Source organism: Gemmobacter nanjingensis, from assembly GCF_014652195.1.
GTDB lineage: Bacteria > Pseudomonadota > Alphaproteobacteria > Rhodobacterales > Rhodobacteraceae > Gemmobacter > Gemmobacter caeni.
Window position 1 is genome coordinate 178455 of record NZ_BMYI01000003.1, and the last position, 18643, is coordinate 197097.

General features: G+C 65.6%; 14 protein-coding genes. 4 read left to right on the top strand and 10 right to left on the bottom strand.

Annotated elements, in window-relative coordinates; translation table 11 throughout:
* Window positions 1-1785, top strand: coding sequence for a monovalent cation:proton antiporter-2 (CPA2) family protein (locus IE126_RS08640; protein WP_108128429.1), 1785 nt, complete (start codon window positions 1-3; stop codon window positions 1783-1785).
* Between the two features lie 47 nt (window positions 1786-1832).
* Here the strand turns inward: IE126_RS08640 and tcuB are convergent, their stop codons facing one another.
* Genes tcuB through IE126_RS08655 form a run of 3 tightly spaced genes read right to left on the bottom strand, consistent with a single transcriptional unit; the run spans window position 1833 to window position 4998 of the window.
* Window positions 1833-2915 carry a tricarballylate utilization 4Fe-4S protein TcuB gene (gene tcuB / locus IE126_RS08645; RefSeq protein ID WP_189380723.1) on the bottom strand — a complete coding sequence of 361 codons (1083 nt, stop codon included), beginning with the start codon at window positions 2913-2915 and terminating at the stop codon, window positions 1833-1835.
* A complete protein-coding gene (gene tcuA / locus IE126_RS08650) occupies window positions 2905-4323 on the bottom strand; it encodes an FAD-dependent tricarballylate dehydrogenase TcuA (protein WP_308429974.1) in 1419 nt (472 codons plus the stop codon). Before tcuA ends, tcuB begins: the two co-directional genes overlap by 11 nt.
* Window positions 4324-4326: 3 nt before the next feature.
* The gene (locus tag IE126_RS08655) at window positions 4327-4998 is read right to left on the bottom strand and encodes a GntR family transcriptional regulator (RefSeq protein ID WP_054304088.1); all 672 of its coding nucleotides are present in this window, start codon (window positions 4996-4998) and stop codon (window positions 4327-4329) included.
* 79 nt (window positions 4999-5077) lie between these two features.
* On the opposite strand from IE126_RS08655, the gene IE126_RS08660 reads away from it, so the two are divergent.
* Complete coding sequence (locus tag IE126_RS08660; RefSeq protein WP_108128427.1) at window positions 5078-6109, top strand: AbrB family transcriptional regulator; 1032 nt, start codon at window positions 5078-5080, stop codon at window positions 6107-6109.
* Here the strand turns inward: IE126_RS08660 and IE126_RS08665 are convergent.
* From IE126_RS08665 to IE126_RS08685, 5 genes are all read right to left on the bottom strand, one after another.
* Window positions 6093-7049, bottom strand: coding sequence for a D-2-hydroxyacid dehydrogenase family protein (locus IE126_RS08665; protein WP_189380724.1), 957 nt, complete (start codon window positions 7047-7049; stop codon window positions 6093-6095). The genes IE126_RS08660 and IE126_RS08665 overlap by 17 nt on opposite strands.
* Window positions 7049-8140: a 4-oxalomesaconate tautomerase gene (locus IE126_RS08670; protein WP_189380725.1), complete on the bottom strand. Its 1092-nt coding sequence runs from the start codon at window positions 8138-8140 to the stop codon at window positions 7049-7051. Before IE126_RS08670 ends, IE126_RS08665 begins: the two co-directional genes overlap by 1 nt.
* 1 nt (window position 8141) lies before the next feature.
* On the bottom strand, window positions 8142-9191 hold the full coding sequence (locus IE126_RS08675; protein WP_189380726.1) for an isocitrate/isopropylmalate dehydrogenase family protein: 1050 nt from the start codon (window positions 9189-9191) through the stop codon (window positions 8142-8144).
* Between the two features lie 11 nt (window positions 9192-9202).
* Entirely contained in the window at window positions 9203-11140 is a 1938-nt protein-coding gene (locus IE126_RS08680; protein ID WP_108128572.1) for a tripartite tricarboxylate transporter permease, read from the bottom strand.
* Window positions 11141-11301: 161 nt separating this feature from the next.
* Complete coding sequence (locus IE126_RS08685) at window positions 11302-12408, bottom strand: Bug family tripartite tricarboxylate transporter substrate binding protein (RefSeq protein WP_054301569.1); 1107 nt, start codon at window positions 12406-12408, stop codon at window positions 11302-11304.
* A 127-nt stretch (window positions 12409-12535) separates the two neighbouring features.
* On the opposite strand from IE126_RS08685, the gene IE126_RS08690 reads away from it, so the two are divergent.
* Both IE126_RS08690 and IE126_RS08695 read left to right on the top strand, forming a co-directional pair.
* Window positions 12536-13207 (top strand): response regulator transcription factor, encoded by a 672-nt coding sequence (locus IE126_RS08690; RefSeq protein ID WP_108128423.1) that lies wholly within the window; start codon window positions 12536-12538, stop codon window positions 13205-13207.
* On the top strand, window positions 13204-14577 hold the full coding sequence (locus IE126_RS08695; protein ID WP_108128422.1) for a sensor histidine kinase: 1374 nt from the start codon (window positions 13204-13206) through the stop codon (window positions 14575-14577). The genes IE126_RS08690 and IE126_RS08695 overlap by 4 nt, the downstream gene beginning before the upstream one ends.
* On the opposite strand, the gene IE126_RS08700 is transcribed toward IE126_RS08695, so the two are convergent.
* Both IE126_RS08700 and ileS read right to left on the bottom strand, forming a co-directional pair.
* Window positions 14574-15329, bottom strand: coding sequence for a LamB/YcsF family protein (locus IE126_RS08700; RefSeq protein WP_108128421.1), 756 nt, complete (start codon window positions 15327-15329; stop codon window positions 14574-14576). The genes IE126_RS08695 and IE126_RS08700 overlap by 4 nt on opposite strands.
* Before the next feature lie 50 nt (window positions 15330-15379).
* A complete protein-coding gene (ileS, locus tag IE126_RS08705) occupies window positions 15380-18325 on the bottom strand; it encodes an isoleucine--tRNA ligase (RefSeq protein ID WP_189380727.1) in 2946 nt (981 codons plus the stop codon).
* Window positions 18326-18643: the final 318 nt, after the last annotated feature.

Here is an 18643-nt window from a genome sequence, read left to right on the forward strand (position 1 = left end):
ATGTCCGATCCTGTAGGCGCCGCGACCGAAGCCGCGCATCACGGCTTTGACCTCGTTCCCATCGTCGTGCTGCTGGCCGCGGCCGTGGTGGCGGTTCCGGTGTTTCGCCGCATCGGGCTGGGGTCGGTTCTGGGCTATCTGGCAGCGGGGCTGGCAATCGGCCCCTATGGTCTGGGCTTCTTCCACGATGCGCAATCAATCCTCCATGTCGCCGAACTGGGGGTCGTGCTGTTCCTCTTCGTGATCGGACTGGAGATGCAGCCCTCACGGCTCTGGGCCATGCGGGGCGAGATCTTCGGGCTGGGCACGCTTCAGGTCTGTCTGGCCATCTTCGCGCTGATCTGGGTCGGCATCACGCTGGGCTATCCGGTCGAGGCGAGCTTTGTCTCCGGCACCGGCTTCGTGCTGACCTCGACAGCCATCGTGATGCAGTTGCTTCAGGACCGGGGACAGATGGCCCAGCCACGGGGCCGCCGGATCATTGCCATCCTGCTGTTCGAGGATCTGGCCATTGTTCCCCTGCTGGCCATCGTGGCCTTCCTCGCCCCCGGTGGCGGTGATGCCACCCTGACCGACCGGCTGGAGGGTATCGCCATCGGTCTGGCGGCCATTGCGGCGCTGGTTCTGGCGGGGCGTTATCTTCTGGACCCGATGTTCCGCCTGCTGGCCCGTTTCGGCGCGCGCGAGGTGATGACCGCCGCCGCGCTGCTTGTGGTGCTGGGCGCCGCCGTCCTGATGAATGCGGGCGGCCTGTCCATGGCGATGGGCGCCTTCCTTGCGGGAGTTCTGCTCTCGGAATCCAGTTTCCGTCATCAGCTTGAGGCGGATGTCGAACCGTTCCGGGGCTTGCTGCTGGGTCTGTTCTTCCTTGGCGTCGGCATGGCGCTGGACCTGAACATCATCGCAACCAACTGGGCCGTCATCGCCATCTCGGTTCCGGCTTTCATGATCCTGAAGATGCTGGTGATCTATGTCGTGGCCCGCATTACCAGGGCCCCGAAGGACGAGGCGCTGGAGCGTGCAGTGCTGATGGCGCAGGGCGGCGAGTTCGCTTTCGTGCTTTATGCTGCCGCGACCCAGTTCGGCATCCTCACGCCGGAATGGAATGCCAATCTCACCGCCATCATCATCATCTCCATGGTGCTGACGCCGCTGATGATCATTCTTCATGGCAGGCTGACGCCCCGGATCGCGGCATCGCTGGAAGGCGTGGAAGAGGTGGAATGTCTGACCGGGCGGGTCCTGCTGATCGGCTTCGGCCGCTTCGGCCAGATCGCCAGTCAGCCGCTTCTGGCGCGCGGTCACAGCCTCTCGATCATCGACACCGATCCGCAGGCCATCCGCGATGCCGAACGGTTCGGCTTCAAGGTGTTTTATGGCGATGGCTGCCGCCTGGATATCCTGCATGCTGCCGGGGCGGATGAGGCGAGCCTGATCATTGTCGCCGCATCAGACCGCGATGTGATTTCCCAGATCGTCGAGCTGGCGCGACACGAATTTCCGATGGTGCCGGTTCTGGCCCGCGCCCTGACGCGCCAGCATGCGCAGGAACTGGTCCGGCATGGGGCGGCTTTCCAGATCCGCGAAACCTATGAATCGGCGCTGGTGATGGGGCGTGAGGCGCTGACCCGTCTGGGCGAGACGCCGGAAATCGTGGAGGAAACGCTTGCCGATGTCCGCGCGCGGGATGCCGAACGCATGGCACTGGAACAGGTGGGCGGCATGGAGGATGCCAGCAAGGCCCTGATCCATGGCAATATGGGCCAGCCGCACGGCCATCCCTAGGGCCGGTTCCGGGGGCGAACAATCGTCCCCGGAAGCCAGCGGGCCGGTCAGCCCTGTTTCCGGGCTTGCAGCGTCTGTTCTGCAATCAGCGCGGTCAGGCGGAAGAAGCCATGCACCATCTTGGTATAGGGCAGCAGCAGAAAGAAGCTCAGCACTGCGGCCAGATGCACGGCCAGAAGCGGCGCGACCCAACCGGTGCCGGTGGCGGCGTAGAGCGCCAGCCCCGTCGCCGCGACGAAACCCAGCAGCACGATGAAGCCCATCTCGCCGCCCCAGACCCGCGCGGCGCCCATCTTGCGTTCGGCGCGGGTTTTCAGCCAGCCAAGGCCGATCGTGCCGATCACCAGCAGAACCCCGCCGGGTATGCCCAGAAGCTTCGGCAGGCTCAGCGGCGGATACGGCGCTTCCATCCCCAGCAGATAGTGCAGCAGCGTCGCCGTGCCGGTGGAGGCAAAGCACAGCAGGAAGCCGTACATCACCGCCTGATGGAACCAGCGGCGGGCGTTGGAATAACGCTCTTCCTTCTCGAAGTTGCAGCCCTGCCCCTGCCCGCCCGACAGGTCACGCAGCCGCGCCGCCTGGGTGAACGCCGCCAGCACGCCGCGCAGGCGCAACGGCCCCGCACCGCTTTCCCGCCAGTAGCGGCGCAGGCCGAGCACGACCGCGACGAGCGGCAGCAGGAAGGCCGGGGCGAACAGCGCCACCATCGCCTCATGCGGCAGGAAAGCGTAGAAGCCTGCGCCCTCGCCCGGCTCCCGCAGGCTCAGCACCGCAATCAGCAGCGTCAGCGCCGCCACCAGCGCCGCAGCAATCAGCCCGCCGCTGCTGTGGAACGCCTGCGACAGCCAGCGCGGGCCGACCAGCCGCTCCCAGCTGTCCTGACGCAATTCGGCCAGGGCGGCGGGCAGGTTCAGGTCGAACTCGTGCGGCGGAGTGTACTGGCACGAGTAGTAGCATCCGCGGCAGTTATGGCAGAGGTTCGCCAGATGGGTCAGGTCCCCATCGGAAAAGGCCTTTTGCCGGGTCATGGCGGGAAAGACCGAACAGAAGCCTTCGCAATAGCGGCAGGCATTGCAGATCTCGATCTGGCGGCGCGCTTCCTGCGCAAGGGACGGGGTATCAAGCGGCATTGCTGCGGGCTCCGGAATTGACGAAAGCGGCGGCCTCGCGCCCTGCGACGCGGCCGAAGACGGTACCGATGGTCATGCCGAACCCGGCGAGATAGCCCTGCCCCAGAATGGAGCCGGCCATGATCTCGCCCGCAGCCCAGACATTTTCCAGCGGCGTAGCAGGATGTTGCACCCGTGCGGTGGCATCGACCTTCAGGCCCAGATAGGTGAAGGTCACACCGGGGCGCAGCTGGTAGCCATAGAAGGGCGGGGTATCCAGCGGGCGCGCCCAGTTGGTCTTGGCCGGGGTCAGCCCCTCGGTCGCCAGCCCGTCCAGTTCGGTCGGATGGAACCGGCCCTGGCGACAGGCGGCATTGAAGCTGTCCACGGTCTGCGACAGCTTCTGCCCGTCCAGCCCCAGACGCTCCCCCAGTTCCGCAATGGTATCCGCCTTCACCGGCGGGAAAACCGAAGGCATGAACAGGTCGATGGACTTTGCGTCGATCAGTGCGAAACCAACCTGATCGGGCTGACCGGCCACCAGCCGCCCCCAGATGGCATAGCGCTTGGGCCAGACATCCTCGCCCTCGTCATAGAACCGCTCGGCATCGCGGTTCACCACAACCGAGAAGGGCACGCAATCCAGCCGGGTGACGATGCCGCCATCATACTTCGGCGCACGGCCGTCGATGGCGACGGCATGGCATTGCGTCGGATCGCCCACGCTTTCGGCGCCCTGGTCCAGCATGTCACGCAGCACCACGCCCCGGTTGTAGGGCGTGCCCCGGATGAGGAAATTTGCTGCCGCCGGCCCCCAGGCGCGGGTCAGCCAGTCGAGGTCCGACTGGAAGCCGCCCGAGGCCAGAACCACCGCGCGCCCTTCGATCCGCTGACGCGGGCCACCGGCAATTTCGACCTCGACATGAGTAAAGCGGCCATTCTCGATCCCGATATGGCGCACCTGCGCCTCGTAAACCGCCTGCACGCCCAGATCCTCGGCGGTGGCGTAATAGGCATTCACCAGCGCCTTGCCGCCACCAAGGAAGAAGGCGTTGGTGCGTGACAGGCTCAGCGTACCTGACAGCGAGGGCTGGAACCGCACGCCATGCGCCTCCATCCAGGGCAGGCATTCCTCGGAGGCGCGGATGGCAAAGCGGGCGAGGGATTCATCCGTGCGGCCCTTCGTCACCAGCATAAGGTCGTGCAGATATTCCTCTTCCTCGTAGCTGCCGGTCAGCACCGACAGCGGGCCGCGATGCATGCAACGGAAGTTACGCGTGTGCCGCGAATTGCCACCGCGATAGGGCTTCGGCGCCCCCTCCAGCAACAGCACCCGCGCACCTGCCTCGGCAGCGGTGATCGCGGCACAAAGCGCCGCATTGCCGCCACCGACCACGATCACATCCCAGATCCCGGTCACTTCGGACATCGGTCACTCCTCTTCCAGCTTGGGTTGACGCGCCCGCAACGCCCGCAGGCGCATCCGCTGCGCAGCTTCGATATGGGCGCGCATCTCTGTCTCGGCGCGCAGCCCGTCACGGGCGGCCATCGCCTCCAGCACGCGGGCATGTTCGGTGGCGGCCGCCTGCACGCGGTCGGGTTCCATCAGCGTCGTCGGACCAAGAATCGCCATGGTCTTTTGCAGGGCACCGATCGACTTGATCAGAAAGCGGTTCTTCGCGGCATCCTGCAGGATCATGTGGAACTGGCGGTTCAGTTCAGCCGCGCGCGCCTCCTCGGCCGAAGCTTCGGCAAATTCGGCGTTCAGCGCCTGAAGTTCGGCCAGCTCTACCTCGGATGCGGCGCGCGCCGCGAGCCGCGCGGCGGTGCCTTCCAGCACGGCGCGCATTTCGTAAAGCTCCATGATCTCGGCATAATCGAGGCTGCGCACAGTCGCGCCGAGGCGCGGCAGATGGCTGACCAGCCCGTCCCCTTCCAGCAGCCGCATGGCCTCGCGCACCGGGGTGCGTGACAGGCCCAGCCGCTCGGCAAGTTCAACCTCGCGCAGGCGCGTGCCGGGCGGCAGCAGCCCGCGCCGGATCTCGTCCAGCAGACGGCGATAGGCCAGCTGACCCTGCGGGATATCTTCGGTGATCTCCGTCATGCTATCCTCTGGTTGCGATTCTGTATCCAAGTGGATACAATCGCATACACAACGAGTCAACAGGCAGCTGCGAATCGTGATGACCAAGGATTTCCCTATCCGTATCAAGACCTTGTCTCTTGCAGGCATAGGTGCGGCGCTGTTCTGGTTCGCCGGGCTGCCCTTGCCGTTCCTGTTCGGCCCCCTGACCGCCTGTCTGGTCGCCGCCCTGGCCGGGGCTGATCTGCGCGGGATGGGGCAGGTCTCGGTCGCAGCGCGCACGGTGCTGGGGGTGGCGGCGGGGGCTTCGATCACGCCTGATGTCGTGCATGCCCTGCCCCGCATGGCGCAGACCGTGGCGCTGGTGCCGCTGTTCGTCGTGCTGATCGCGCTGGTGGGCGTTCCGTATTTTCGCGCGCTGGGGTTCGACCGGGTGACCTCCTGGTATGCCGCCATGCCGGGCGGGTTGCAGGATATGGTGGTCTTCGGACAGGAGGCGGGCGGCGACGTGCGGGCACTGTCGCTGATCCATGCGACACGCGTGCTCATCATCGTGACGCTGGCGCCCTTCATCGCCACCCACCTTTACGGCGTCAGCCTCAGCCACCCCATCGGCGCCCCGGCCATTGACATGCCGCCAGACCAGATCGGGCTGATGCTCTTCGCCGCGCTGGCAGGCTGGAAAGGGGCCGAGAAACTGCGCCTGTTCGGCGCCTCGATCCTTGGCCCGATGATCGTCGCGGCAATCCTGTCGCTCAGCGGATTGCTGCACATGCGCCCCCCGCGTGAGGCGATCATGGCGGCACAACTGCTGATCGGGCTCGGCATCGGCATCAGCTATGTCGGCGTCACCTGGCGTGAATTGCGGCGCTTCGTCGTAACCGGCGTCGCCTTCGTGGTGATCCTCGCCGCGCTGTCGGCAGCCTTCACCGAGGCGATCACGCTGCTGCATCTGGCACCGCCGGTTGATGCGTTCCTCGCCTTTGCCCCGGGCGGACAGGCCGAAATGACGCTGCTGGCCATCATCACCGGCGCCGATCTGGGCTTCGTCATCGTGCATCACCTGACGCGGGTGATCCTCGTGATCCTCGGCGCCCCGGTCGCGGCGAAACTGTTCATGCGACGACGCTGATCGGCTGCCCTGCGGCGAAAGCGTTGATCTGGTCGTAGATTTCCGAGAATTGCAGGTCGAACTCGTCTTCAGTGACAAAGCCGATATGCGGGGTGGCGATCACACGCGGATGGCACAGCAGCGGATCGGCAGGATCGGTCAGCGGCTCGACATCGAAGACATCCAGCGCCGCCCGCGCCGGGCGCCCGGCCTCCAGCCCGGCCAGCAGGGCACCGGGCGCGATCAGCCCGGCGCGGGCCGTATTCACCAGCACCGCCCCCGGTCGCATCGCCGCCAGATCCGCCGCTGTGATTGCTCCGCGCGTTTCGGGCACCAGCCGCAGGTGGAGCGAGATCACATCCGCCCCGCCGAAGAAGGCGGCCCGGCTGTCCGGCACCGTTTCACCGGCGGCCCGCAGTTCAGCGCGCCTTCCCTCGGACCCCCACCAGATCACCGGCATCCCGAAGGCACCGGCATATCCTGCCACCAGCCGGGCGATACGCCCCCCGCCGTAAAGGCCGATGGTGCGGCCCCGGAGGCTGCGCCCGACACCGGCCTGCCACCGCCCGTCGCGCAGGGCCGCCATCTGCCCCGGCAGATCGCGCATCGCCGCCAGCACCAGTGCCCAGGTCAGCTCGGCCGCCGCATGGTTCGGCATGTCATCGGCCTTGCGGGAGCAGAAGGTGACACCGCGCGCCGCACAAGCCGCCACATCCACATGCGGCCATGCCCCGCGCCCCGAGATCATCCGCAACCCCGGCAGTCGGTCCAGCAGCGAGGCGGTGATCACCGTGCGTTCCCGAAACAGCACCAGCGCCTCGGCCCCGGCCAGCCGTTCGGCCAGCGCCGCCTCATCCGGCGCGCGGTCGGTCCAGATCGTGACCTCATGCCCTGACAGCCGGGCGAACCCCGGCAAATGCCGCAGGGTATCGGCCCAGTCGTCAAGGACATGAACCCGCATCAGCGCCCGGCCCAGACCGATCCGGGCACAAAGACCTCGCCCCGCGCCAGCAGCCGCGCCGTGCGCAGCAACCCGGCAGAGCGCAGGCGGAACCCGTCAGCCCCTGCCTCATAGTCAACCGTTACGTCGATCGCGCCGCCCGGATGTTCGATCAGCACCAGCGCCGGCTGCCCCTCGGGCGGAGTGAACAGCCCCTCGGCCACGGTGCCCGGCGTCAGCACGGCAGAGGCCAGGCACTGCGCCCCGGTCACTGCCATGGTCGGATGGCAGTTCCACGGCATGAAATAGCGCGCGGTGACGGTGCCACCGTTCCGCGGCGGCGCCAGAAGGGCGAATTTCGGCGTGACCGACTTCGTCACATCCCCCATCCCCATGCGGCGCCCCGCTTCCTGCCGGATCGGCTCCATCCGGGCATAGAAGTCGCGGTTTTCATCCAGTTCGGCGGCAGTTTCATGCCCGGTCAGGCCGAAATCGGCGGCACGGGCAATGACCACGGGCATAGCGACATCCATGCAGGTGACCTCGATCCTGTCAATCACGTCGCGGAGATTGCCGGTCGGCAGCAGCTTGCCGGTGGCGCTGCCCACCACATCCATGAAGTTCAGGAACACCGGCGCCGCCGCGCCCGGCACGCCGTCGATCTGCGCGCTGCCCTCGTATTCCACCGCGCCGTCAGGGGTGGCCACCACGGCCTCGACCAGCGCCCCGGTGTTGACGGACCGGATGCGGATGCGCGTCGTATCGCCCTGCGGCACGATCAGACCCATTTCAAGCGCGGCAGGACCGACGCCCGACAGGATATTGCCGCAGGTCGGCTTGAAATCCACCAGCCCGTCCTCGACCGAGACCTGCGCGAAGAAATAGTCGATGTCGGCATCATTGTTTTCCGACCGCGACAGCATGGCAACCTTGGTGGTCACTGCCGCACCGCCGCCGATGCCGTCGATGTTGAGCTTGTGCCCCGATCCCAGTGCCGCGACCAACACGCGGGCCAGCGTCTCGCGGTCCTCGGGAAGGTCGGCCCGGTTGAAATACGGCCCGCGAGAGGTACCGCCGCGCAGGAAATGGAAGGGAATGGCGGTCTGGCGCATGTCAGGACTCCACAATGAGGGTGGCAAGATGATCGGCGAAGGCACGGGTGCCCAAGGCCCCGCCCAGATCGCAGGTGCGGGTTTCCGGGCTGGACAGGGCCGCGTCGATGGCCGCTTCGACCGAAGCCGCCGCCGCCCCTGCCCCGAGATGGCGCAACAGCATGGCGGCCGATCCGATCAGCGACACGGGATTGGCACGATCCTGCCCCGCGATATCGGGGGCAGAGCCGTGCTGCGCCTGCGCCACGGCGTAGGACGGCCCGAGGTTCAGCGACGCTGCCAGCCCCAGACCGCCCGAAAGTTCAGAGGCCAGATCGGACAGGATATCGCCGAACATGTTGGTGGTAACGATCACGTCGAACCGCCCGGGATGCCGCACCAGATGCGCGGCGGCGGCGTCGACCAGCAGTTCGTTATAGTCGATGCCCGGATGGGCTGCGGCCACGGCGCGCACCTCGGCAAGGAAAATGCCGTCGGTCAGCCGCATCACATTGGCCTTGTGGATCGCCGTCACCCGGCGGCGTGGCCGCGTCTCGGCCAGAGCAAAGGCGGCCTCGGCAATCCGGCGCGAGGCCCTGGCCGTCACCTTTCGGAAGGCAAGACCCACACCCGGTTCGGGGGCAAACTCGCCCCCGCCCTCATGCATGTTGCGGTCGGCGTAAAAGCCTTCAAGGTTTTCGCGCACCACCACCAGATCGACCTCAGCGCTGACCGGGCGGGGCACGGCAGGGCGCGACAGGGCGGGGCGGATATTTGCGTAAAGCTCCAGTTCGCGACGCAGAACCCCGGAAGGGTTGCGCCCACCCGCCGAAACCGGCGGGTAGGCGTTATGGGACACCGGCCCCAGTACCACTCCGTCTGCGCCGCGCGCCTCGACGATCACCGCATCGGGGATGGTCGTGCCCTCAGCCTCCAGCGCGGGAAAGCCGATATCGCGGCGCGTGAGACTCAGACCCAGCCCGTAGCGCGCCTCAACGGCGCGCAGGACAGTTTCGGTGGCGGCCGCGATCTCTGGCCCGATCCCGTCACCGGGAAGCAGCAGCAGCTTCATGGGTGGCCCCCTCAGCGGAACGGCCACGGCAGATCAAGCTGCGCTTGCAGCAGCCCTGCCGGGAAGTTCAGGTTCAGCATGTAGGCGATGCCCAGGATGAAACCGGCGGCGGCGGCGGTCAGGATCACGCTCTGCACCCAGCCTGCGCGGGCACGGATACGCAGGAACGCCAGGAAGAAGGCGATCATGGCGGCGTAGAACCCGACCAGAGCCGACACGAGCACCAGCCCGCCGATCCAGCCCAGCCCCCCCCAGAGCCGCCCATAACCGGGTTGCCCGACAAGCTCGCCATCCAGTTCGCTGTCGAAATGGGCAACATGGCCGCGGTGCCCTGCCACCAGTTCCGGCAGCAGCCACAGGACCATGGCGATCCCGACAACGGCAGCGGAGGCGGGGAAGACCAGCGCAAGGAAGCTTTGCCCCAGCGCATCGGTCAGCCCCAGTGCCAGGAAGCCCAGCATCAGTGCCGCAAAGACGATCTGCGGCGCGCGCGAGGTCCAGCGGCCTTCATGCTCCGGCGTGTCGGCATCTGCCGAAACCACATGCCCCTGGTCATCAACCCGGTTGCGCAGGCCGAAGATCACCGAAGCCAGCGCCATCAGGCCGATCACGATGACGCCCGGACGGGTGAGGAAGCCCCAGTCGTAGAATTGCAGCGCCTGATAGAAGTAGGTCTCGGCCTGCGGGGCCAGAACGAAGCCGATCAGCAGGGCCGGACGCGGCCAGCCGAAGCGCTTCATCAGAACGCCCACCACGCCGACGAACAGCAGCGCCAGCAGGTCGCCGATATCGCGCGTTGCCTGGAAGGCGGCAAAGCAGATCAGCGAGATCATGAAGGGCGCCAGCAGCGGGAAGCGGATCTGCGTCAGGCGCGAGATCGGCACTGCCAGCAGAAGGCAGATGCCTGCCCCCATGATATTGGCGACGGCCAGCGACCAGATCACCGAATAGGTGACGTTCAGGTTGGCCTGCACCATCGAAGGGCCCGGCTCGATCCCCAGCAGGACCATACCGCCCAGAAACACCGCCATGGAGCCGGAGCCGGGAATGCCGAACAGCATGGTGGGCAGCAGCGCGCCCCCCTGCATCGCATTGTTGGCGCTTTCCGGCGCAACCACACCGCGCGGATCGCCGGTGCCGAAGGTCTCGGGGTTTTTCGAGGTCTGCACCGCATGGCCATAGGCAATCCAGTCGACAACCGATCCGCCCAGACCGGGAATGGCCCCGATCATGCAGCCCATGCCAGAGCAGCGCAGCGACAGCCAGATATTGCTGTACCAGTCGCGGAAGCCCGCGCCCCAGCCCTTGCCCAGCGCAGGCTGGTCGGAAATCGCGGCATTGCGGCGGAGCAGATCCGAAATTTCGGGAATGGCGAACAGGCCAAGGCCGACGATGACCAGCGGAATACCGTCATACAGATAATCCAGCCCGAAGGTCATGCGGAACTCGCCCGTTGCGGGTGCCCCGCCGATCGAGCCGATCAGCAGGCCCACCGCACAGGCCGCCAGCCCCTTGGGCAGGCTGCGACCGGCCAGAACCGCCACCATCGACAGGCCGAACAGGGCCAGCATGAACAGTTCGGCCGAGCCGAACATCAGGATCAGCGGCCGTGCCACCACGACGAAGCCGGTCAGCACGACTGCGCCGAAAATCCCGCCGAACATCGAGGAAATGAACGCCGCCGACAGTGCCCGTGCGGCCTGCCCCTGCCGGGCGAGCGGAAAACCGTCCAGCACCGTCGCCTGACTGGCCGACGACCCCGGAATCCCCATCAGCACCGACGAGAACGTGTCCGAAGTCGGGATCACCGCGACAAGGCCGATCAGCATGGCCAGCGCCGAGATTTCATCCATTCCGTAAAGAAACGGCATCAGCAGTGACAGACCCGCAATCCCGCCAAGGCCGGGGATCACCCCGATCACCAGCCCGACGGCAACGCCAAGAAACATGTAAAGCAGATGGTCGAAGGTCAGCAGCGCATGCAGCGCGGCAAATAGGGTATCGGCCACGGAAAGTCCTCCGAGGTTGGGTCAGGTCAGGAATGGGGAAAGGTCGGGCGGGGTGGCCGCCTCACGAAGCCACCCCAGGGGTCAGCCGGATGGCAGAGGGCTCATTCGCCCAGCCGGACCCCGTAATCCGCCGCCAGCATGTCGACGACATTCTTGCGGTTCTCGGGCGAAATGGTGGTGCCCTTTTCAAACAGGGCCTGCGCCAGCGCGCCCGTCACCTGTTCGTAATTGCCCAGAACCGCTTCCTTGTTGGCCTGATAGTCCGCGTCGGACTTCATGGCCTCAAAGGCCGCCTGATAGGTGGCAACGATGTCATCCGGCGTATCTTTGGGCAGGAAAGCCATCTTCTGCGCCGGGAAGCCTGCGGTGAAGAAGGCAACATAGGCGTCGTAATCGGCACCCGACGGCTTTTGCCCGGTCATCATTTCATAGGCTTCGGGGAAGCTCGGCAGGTCGGGGAAGTTCGGGTCGCGCACGATATTGCCCGCCTCGTCCAGCACCCCCCAGGAGAACAGCGGAACCGCCTGACCGGCCTCGACCAGCGGGGTCACGTTGGTGATGAAAGCCGACGAGGTCTGGTAGTCAATGTTCGTCTCACCGCGCTCGAAGGCCAGACGGCCATCGCCACGCCCTTTGAAGCCGAAGACATGCTGGACTTCCAGCCCGAGCAGACGGAACCCCAGCAGCGGCACGAGGTCAAGCGAGGTCGCGCCCTGACTTGCATAGGTCAGCTTCTGGTCTTTCAGCTTGGCGATGTCGGCGGGCGCGGCAATGCCAAGGCCCGGCGCCCCATAGACAACGCCGCCGGTCGGCGAGGCCATGGCGACCTTCCAGTCCTTGTATTCATATTTCACGCGCGGATCGCCCAGCAGATAGGGAAACTGGGTCGAGCCCGAAGTGCCCAGCAGCGTCAGCCCGTCGGGCTTGGCGCGGGCGGCAAACAGGTTGGCACCCTTGGTGGAGCCACCGCCGGGCTCGTTCACCACCACAACGGTGGGATTGCCCGGCAGATACTTGCCCAGCAGCGGCGCGTTAAAGCGCGCCCAGGTATCCGAACCGCCGCCGGCCGAGAACGGAATGATCCATTCGATCGTCTTGCCCGAGAAATCGGTTTCGGCCCAGGCCGCGCCCGCACCAGCCGGAAGCATCGCCGCCGCCAGTGCCAGACCAAGCGCCCTGCGCCGGGTAAAAGTGGTAAAATCGGTCATTCTGTCCTCCCCATGACGTGGCAGGCAGCTTTACGCATGCCCTACCGCCCTTGCCTTCTCCTCCGAGGCACGGCTTGATGGCATCTTATTAGCGCCCCTACCTGTCCAGAACCTGTCCGGCCGGAAAATGCGAATCGCACTTATCGAAGATAACGCCCCACTTGCGGATGCGATCAAAAACAGCCTGCAAGATCATGGGTTTGGTGTAGACCATCTGGCGAATGGCCTGGACGGGGAAGCCTTCCTTTCTCAATCGCGGGTTGATGTAGCCATCATCGATGTCAATCTTCCGGGTCTGGACGGCCTGTCCATCGTCCGCGCCATGCGGCGGTCCGGCAATGCCACGCCCGTACTGATTCTGACGGCCATGGGCAAAACATCCGAGCGGGTGACGGGTCTTGAGGCCGGGGCCGACGATTATCTGGTAAAACCATTCGAGATGGCAGAGCTGATTGCCCGCCTGCGTGCGCTCGCCCGGCGGCGACCGATGCTTCAGGCACGCGAAGAAAGCGTCGGCAGTCTGTCCTTCGACCGGGAGGCCCGCGTGCTCAGCGGGCCGGCCGGCCCCATTGACCTGCCCCGTCGTGAAATGGCGCTGTTTGCCTGCCTTCTGGAAAACCGCGGTCGCATCGTCGCGCGCGAACATATCTCGGATACGCTTTATGGCACCGGCACCGAAGTGGAGCCGAATGCCATCGAACTTCTGGTCTCGCGCCTGCGCCGCAAACTGGGGGATACCGGCGTGGCGATCCGCACCGCGCGCGGGCTGGGCTACATGCTGGACGAGGACAACGCGTGAAGCGCCCGCTGTCGCGCCTGTCGCTGCGCGGGCGGCTGTTCCTGCTGCTGGTCACCCCGCTTGTCGTGCTGGCCACGGTGCTGAGCATTTCGCGCTTCGTGCAATTCTCGCACCTCTCCCGGCAGATCTACGACAACACGCTTTACACCGTCGCCCTGACCATTTCGCGCGATGTGATGCTCAGCGAAGGCGACATGCTGGCCGATCAGTTGCTGGCAGCGCTGACGCAATCGCTGGGCGACCGGATCTATTACCGGATCACCGGGCCGGACGGCGCCTATATCACCGGCTATTCCGCCGCCCCCCGACGCCCCGAAGGGAAGGAACCCGAACCCGGCGTGCCACTATATTTCGACACGACGGTGAATGGCCTGCCCGGACGGGCGCTGACGCTGATCGACACGGGCACAGACCCCGATACGCCCGGCGTTGTCACCATCGAAGTCTGGCAGACGGTTGAGCAGCGCAATACCTTCAGCCGCGAGCTGATTGCGCAGACCATCGCGCATTTCTCACTAATCGTGCTCGCGGCGGCCTCGCTCGTCTGGTTCGGCATCACCTTCGGCCTGCGCCCCCTGCGCGAGTTGGAAGAGGCGATCCTCGCCCGCAGCCCGGATGACCTGCGCCCGATCCGCCGCTGGGTGCCGCCCGAATTGCGCACGCTGGTCGGGGCCACCAATTCGTTGTTCCAGCGGCTGACCCGCGCCTTTGCCCTGCGCGACGCCTTCATCTCGGATGCCGCGCATCAGGTCCGCAATCCCATCGCCGCCCTTCAGGCCCAGGCCGAAGCCGCCCAAAGCGCCCCTGACGAGGCCACCCTGCGGCGCCGACTGGCCGAGGTCGTCACCACGGCGCGCAGCACCGGACGCCTGACCAACCAGCTTCTGTCGATGGAGCGGGTCCGGGGCCGCGATCTGCGCTCACTGTCCGAGACGGTCGATCTGGTGGCATTGACCGGCGACGTCACCCGAGACTTCGCCGCGCGTTTCCTGGCGGGGGGTGGTGAGGTCACTTTTGATGTCATCGGCACGGCCCGCCCGATACAGGCGGATACCGTACTCCTGCGCGAAATGCTGGCCAATCTTCTGGACAATGCCCAGATCTATGCAGGCCCGAAGGCACAGATCGCGGTGCGGGTGGAGTTCACGCCGGATGCCGCGATGATTGAAGTGGCCGACAACGGCCCCGGCATCCCGCCACATCTGCATGAAAGGGTGTTCGACCGTTTCTACCGGCTGGACCATGACACGGTGGCGGGCTGCGGCCTTGGCCTCGCCATTGTGCGCGACATCGCCCAAAGCCACGGTGGCAGCGCCGAGGTGCGCCCCGATACACAGGGCTGCACCCTGCGCATCCGTCTGCCGGACTAAAGTGCCGCGATCATCACGCCCGCCGCCTCAAGATCGCGGCGCAAACCGCGCGCGATGGACAGGGCCCCCGCCGTATCGCCATGCAGACATATCGTGTCGATCCGGCAGGGGATGCGCTTGCCCGAGTCCGCGATGATCGCCCCCTCGCGCAGCATAGTCAGGATACGGCCGGAAATCACCGCCGGATCATGCAGCACCGCGCCGGGTTCGCGGCGATCCACCAGCGTGGCGTCATCGGCATAGGCCCTGTCGGCAAAGATTTCGCCCGCCCAGGCGCAACCAAGGTCACGCACCACCTGTTCCATCGCCGTGGCGGCCAGCACCATGATCACCAGATCGGGCTGCACCTTCAGCGCCGCCTCATAGCAGACCCGCGCCAGAGTGGCATCTTCCGAAGCCATGTTGGACAACGCCCCATGCAGCTTAAGGTGCCGCACCCGCCCCCCCGCCGCCCGCGCCATCGCCTGCGCGGCGCCCAGTTGATAGGTCACCAGATTGGCGACCTCGGCCGCCGACAGCGCCAGCCGCCGCCGCCCGAAACCCTGAAGATCGGCAAAGCCCGGATGCGCCCCGATCCCCACCCCGTGCCGCTGCGCCAGCGCCATGGTCGCGGCCATCACATCCGGGTCGCCGGCGTGGAAGCCACAGGCGATATTGGCCGAACTGATCACCTCCATCAGCGCCGCATCGTCACCCATCTTCCACGGGCCGAAACCTTCACCGATGTCGGAATTGAGGTCCACTTTCAGCATCGCATCTCCCGGAAGCAAACACCCCCGCACGGTGGCGGGGGTGCGGATCGTCAGCCCAAAGCCTCGTCACAGCGGGCACAGGTCTGCGGGTGTTTGTGGCTGCCCACATCTGGCAGGATCTGCCAGCAGCGGGCGCATTTCTCGCCCTCCGCCGTTTCGAACACCACCGCGACGCCCGGCACCTCGGGCAGGCGGAACGCCTCGCCCGGCGCCGGATCGCCGCTCACCTGAATGGCCGATGTGATGCAGACCTGCGCGAAATCCACCGATTTCAGCGCGGCCAGAACCGCGGCATCCTCCACATGGACCACAGGCGCGGCTTCCAGCGAGGCACCGATCACCTTGGCGGTGCGCTGCACCTCCAGCGCCGCCGTCACCACGCGCCGGACCTGCCGGACCTGCGCCCATTTCGCCGCCAGCGGCTCGTTCAGCCAGTCTTTCGGCGTCTCGGGCATGTCTTGCAGATGGATGGACGAACCTTCCTCGGGGAAGCGACAGAGCCAGACCTCCTCCATGGTGAACACCAGGATCGGCGCCAGCCATGCGGTCAGCCGGTGGAACAGGATGTCCAGCACCGTGCGCGCGGCCCGGCGGCGCAGACTGTCCGGCGCATCGCAATACAGAACATCCTTGCGGATGTCGAAATAGACCGAGGACAGATCGACCGTGCAGAAGGTGAACAGCTTCTGGAACACACCCTGGAAATCATAGGCGGCATAGCCCTTGCGCACCTCGGTATCCAGTTCCGTCAGACGGTGCAGCACCCATTGCTCCAGCTCAGGCATCTGCGCCGGGTCCAGACGCTCGGCCTCGGTGAACCCGTCAAGGTTGCCAAGGACATAGCGCATGGTATTGCGCAGCCGGCGATAGCTGTCGGCCACGCCTTTCAGGATCTCTTTCCCGATGCGCAGGTCGACGGTGTAATCGCTCAGCGCCACCCAGAGCCGCAGGATATCGGCGCCATACTGGTCGATCACCTCTTGCGGCGCCACGGTATTGCCCAGCGACTTGGACATCTTCATGCCCTTCTCGTCGAGCGTGAAGCCATGGGTCAGCACACCGCGATAAGGCGCACGGCCCTTGGTGCCGCAGGCTTGCAGCATCGAGGAATGGAACCAGCCGCGATGCTGGTCGGTGCCTTCCAGATACAGGTCCGCCAGCCCGTCCGCCGTGCCATCCGGCCGGTCGCGCAGCACGAAAGCATGGGTCGAGCCAGAGTCGAACCACACATCCAGCACGTCAAACACCTGCGTATAGTCGGCCGGGTTCACGATGCCGTCCAGCACCTGCTCCTTGAAGCCGGGCTGATACCAGACATCGGCGCCGTCCTTTTCAAACGCCGCGATGATACGGGCATTCACCTCCGGGTCGCGCAGCAGGAAATCGGCATCCGTCGGCTTCGCCCCCACCTTGGTGAAGCAGGTCAGCGGCACACCCCAGGCGCGCTGGCGGCTGAGCACCCAGTCGGGCCGCGCCTCGATCATGGAATACAGCCGGTTGCGCCCCGAAACGGGCGTGAACTGCACAAGCTGGTTGATCGAATGCAGCGCGCGGGTGCGGATCGTCTCGCCATAGGTGGACATGCCATCGTCCAGCTTGCGGTCGATGGCGGCAAACCATTGCGGCGTATTGCGATAGATCAACGGCGCCTTGGACCGCCACGAATGCGGATAGCTGTGCTTCAGCTTGCCCTTGGCCAGCAGCGCCCCGGCGCCATGCAGCGCCTTGATATTGCTGACATTGGCCGGGCCTTCCTTGCCGTCCGGCAGAATGATCGCCTGCCCGCCGAACAGCGGCAGATCGGCGCGATAGCTGCCATCCGCCTCGACGTTATAGGTCATCGGCAGGCCGAACTTCAGACCAAGCTGATAGTCGTCATCCCCATGCGAGGGCGCCGTATGCACAAACCCCGTGCCCGCGTCATCGGTGACGTGATCGCCAGGCAGCATGGGGACGTCGTAGTCCCATTCCTTGTTGTCGGCGAGGCCACGGTAGGGGTGGGCCAGCACCACGCCCTCAAACTCGGCAGCCGTGACATTCCGAAGTCGGGTAAACTCCGTGACCTTGGCCGAAGTCATCACGCTTTCTGCCAGCTTGTCAGCCAGCACGAGCACCTCACCAGCCTGCGCGGTAGCGTTCTCAGCCGTCGCATCAACACGGTAAATGCCGTAAGCAATCGCTGGATTAAAGGCGACGGCCCGATTCTGGGGTATAGTCCAAGGAGTAGTTGTCCAGATCACAACACTTGCACGCTCCTCGAACAGGCTATGGGGCGGCTGGTTACCGGCCACAACGTCCAAGGGCGCTGTGGTGTGGTTCTGCACCTTAAAACGCACCCAGATCGTATGCGAGGTATGGTCATGATACTCCACTTCCGCCTCGGCCAGCGCGGTCTTCTCGACCGGCGACCACATGACGGGCTTCGATCCCTGATACAGCGCGCCGTTCATCAGGAATTTCATGAACTCCTCGGCGATAACCGCCTCGGCATGGAAATCCATCGTGAGGTAAGGATCGGCCCAGTTGCCGGTGATGCCCAGCCGCTTGAACTCCTCGCGCTGGATGTCGATCCAGCCCTCGGCGAACTTCCGGCACTCCTGCCGGAAGGCCACGATGTCCACATCGTCCTTGTTCAACCCCTTGGCGCGATACTGCTCCTCGATCTTCCATTCGATCGGCAGCCCGTGGCAATCCCAGCCCGGCACATAGCGCGCGTCATGGCCCAGCATCTGCTGGCTGCGCACGATGAAGTCCTTCAGGATCTTGTTCAGCGCGTGGCCGATGTGCAGATGCCCGTTGGCATAGGGCGGGCCGTCGTGCAGCGTGAAGGGCGTGCGGCCCGTCTTTTCGCGCAGACGATCATAGATGCCGATCTCAGCCCAGCGGGCCAGCCAGCCCGGCTCGCGCTGCGGCAGGCCGCCACGCATCGGGAAATCGGTTTCGGGCAGGAAAACGGGATATTTCAGGTCGGAAGTATCAGGCGTGTCGGCGCACATCGCGGACGATCCTTGAACGGCAGGTATCGGGGGCAGCCCGCTGCGCGGGCCGAAGGGAAAGCGGTATAACCCGGCAGCTCGATCAGAGCGCCGGGCAAGTAATTCGATGCGGCATCTTCCACGGCCCCGCAGAGGCCTGCAGAACCAGATGCGCGGGGGCCGCTTGCACGGGTCGGGTCATCATGGCGGCCTTATACGCAAGCCCCGCGCGCGGGTCCAGCGAAACAGGCCGCATCCCCCGGCCCCGCCGTCGCATGAGTATTTGGACAAGAAGCAGGGGCCAGAGCGCATCCCGGCACAGATGAACGCGTGATATCC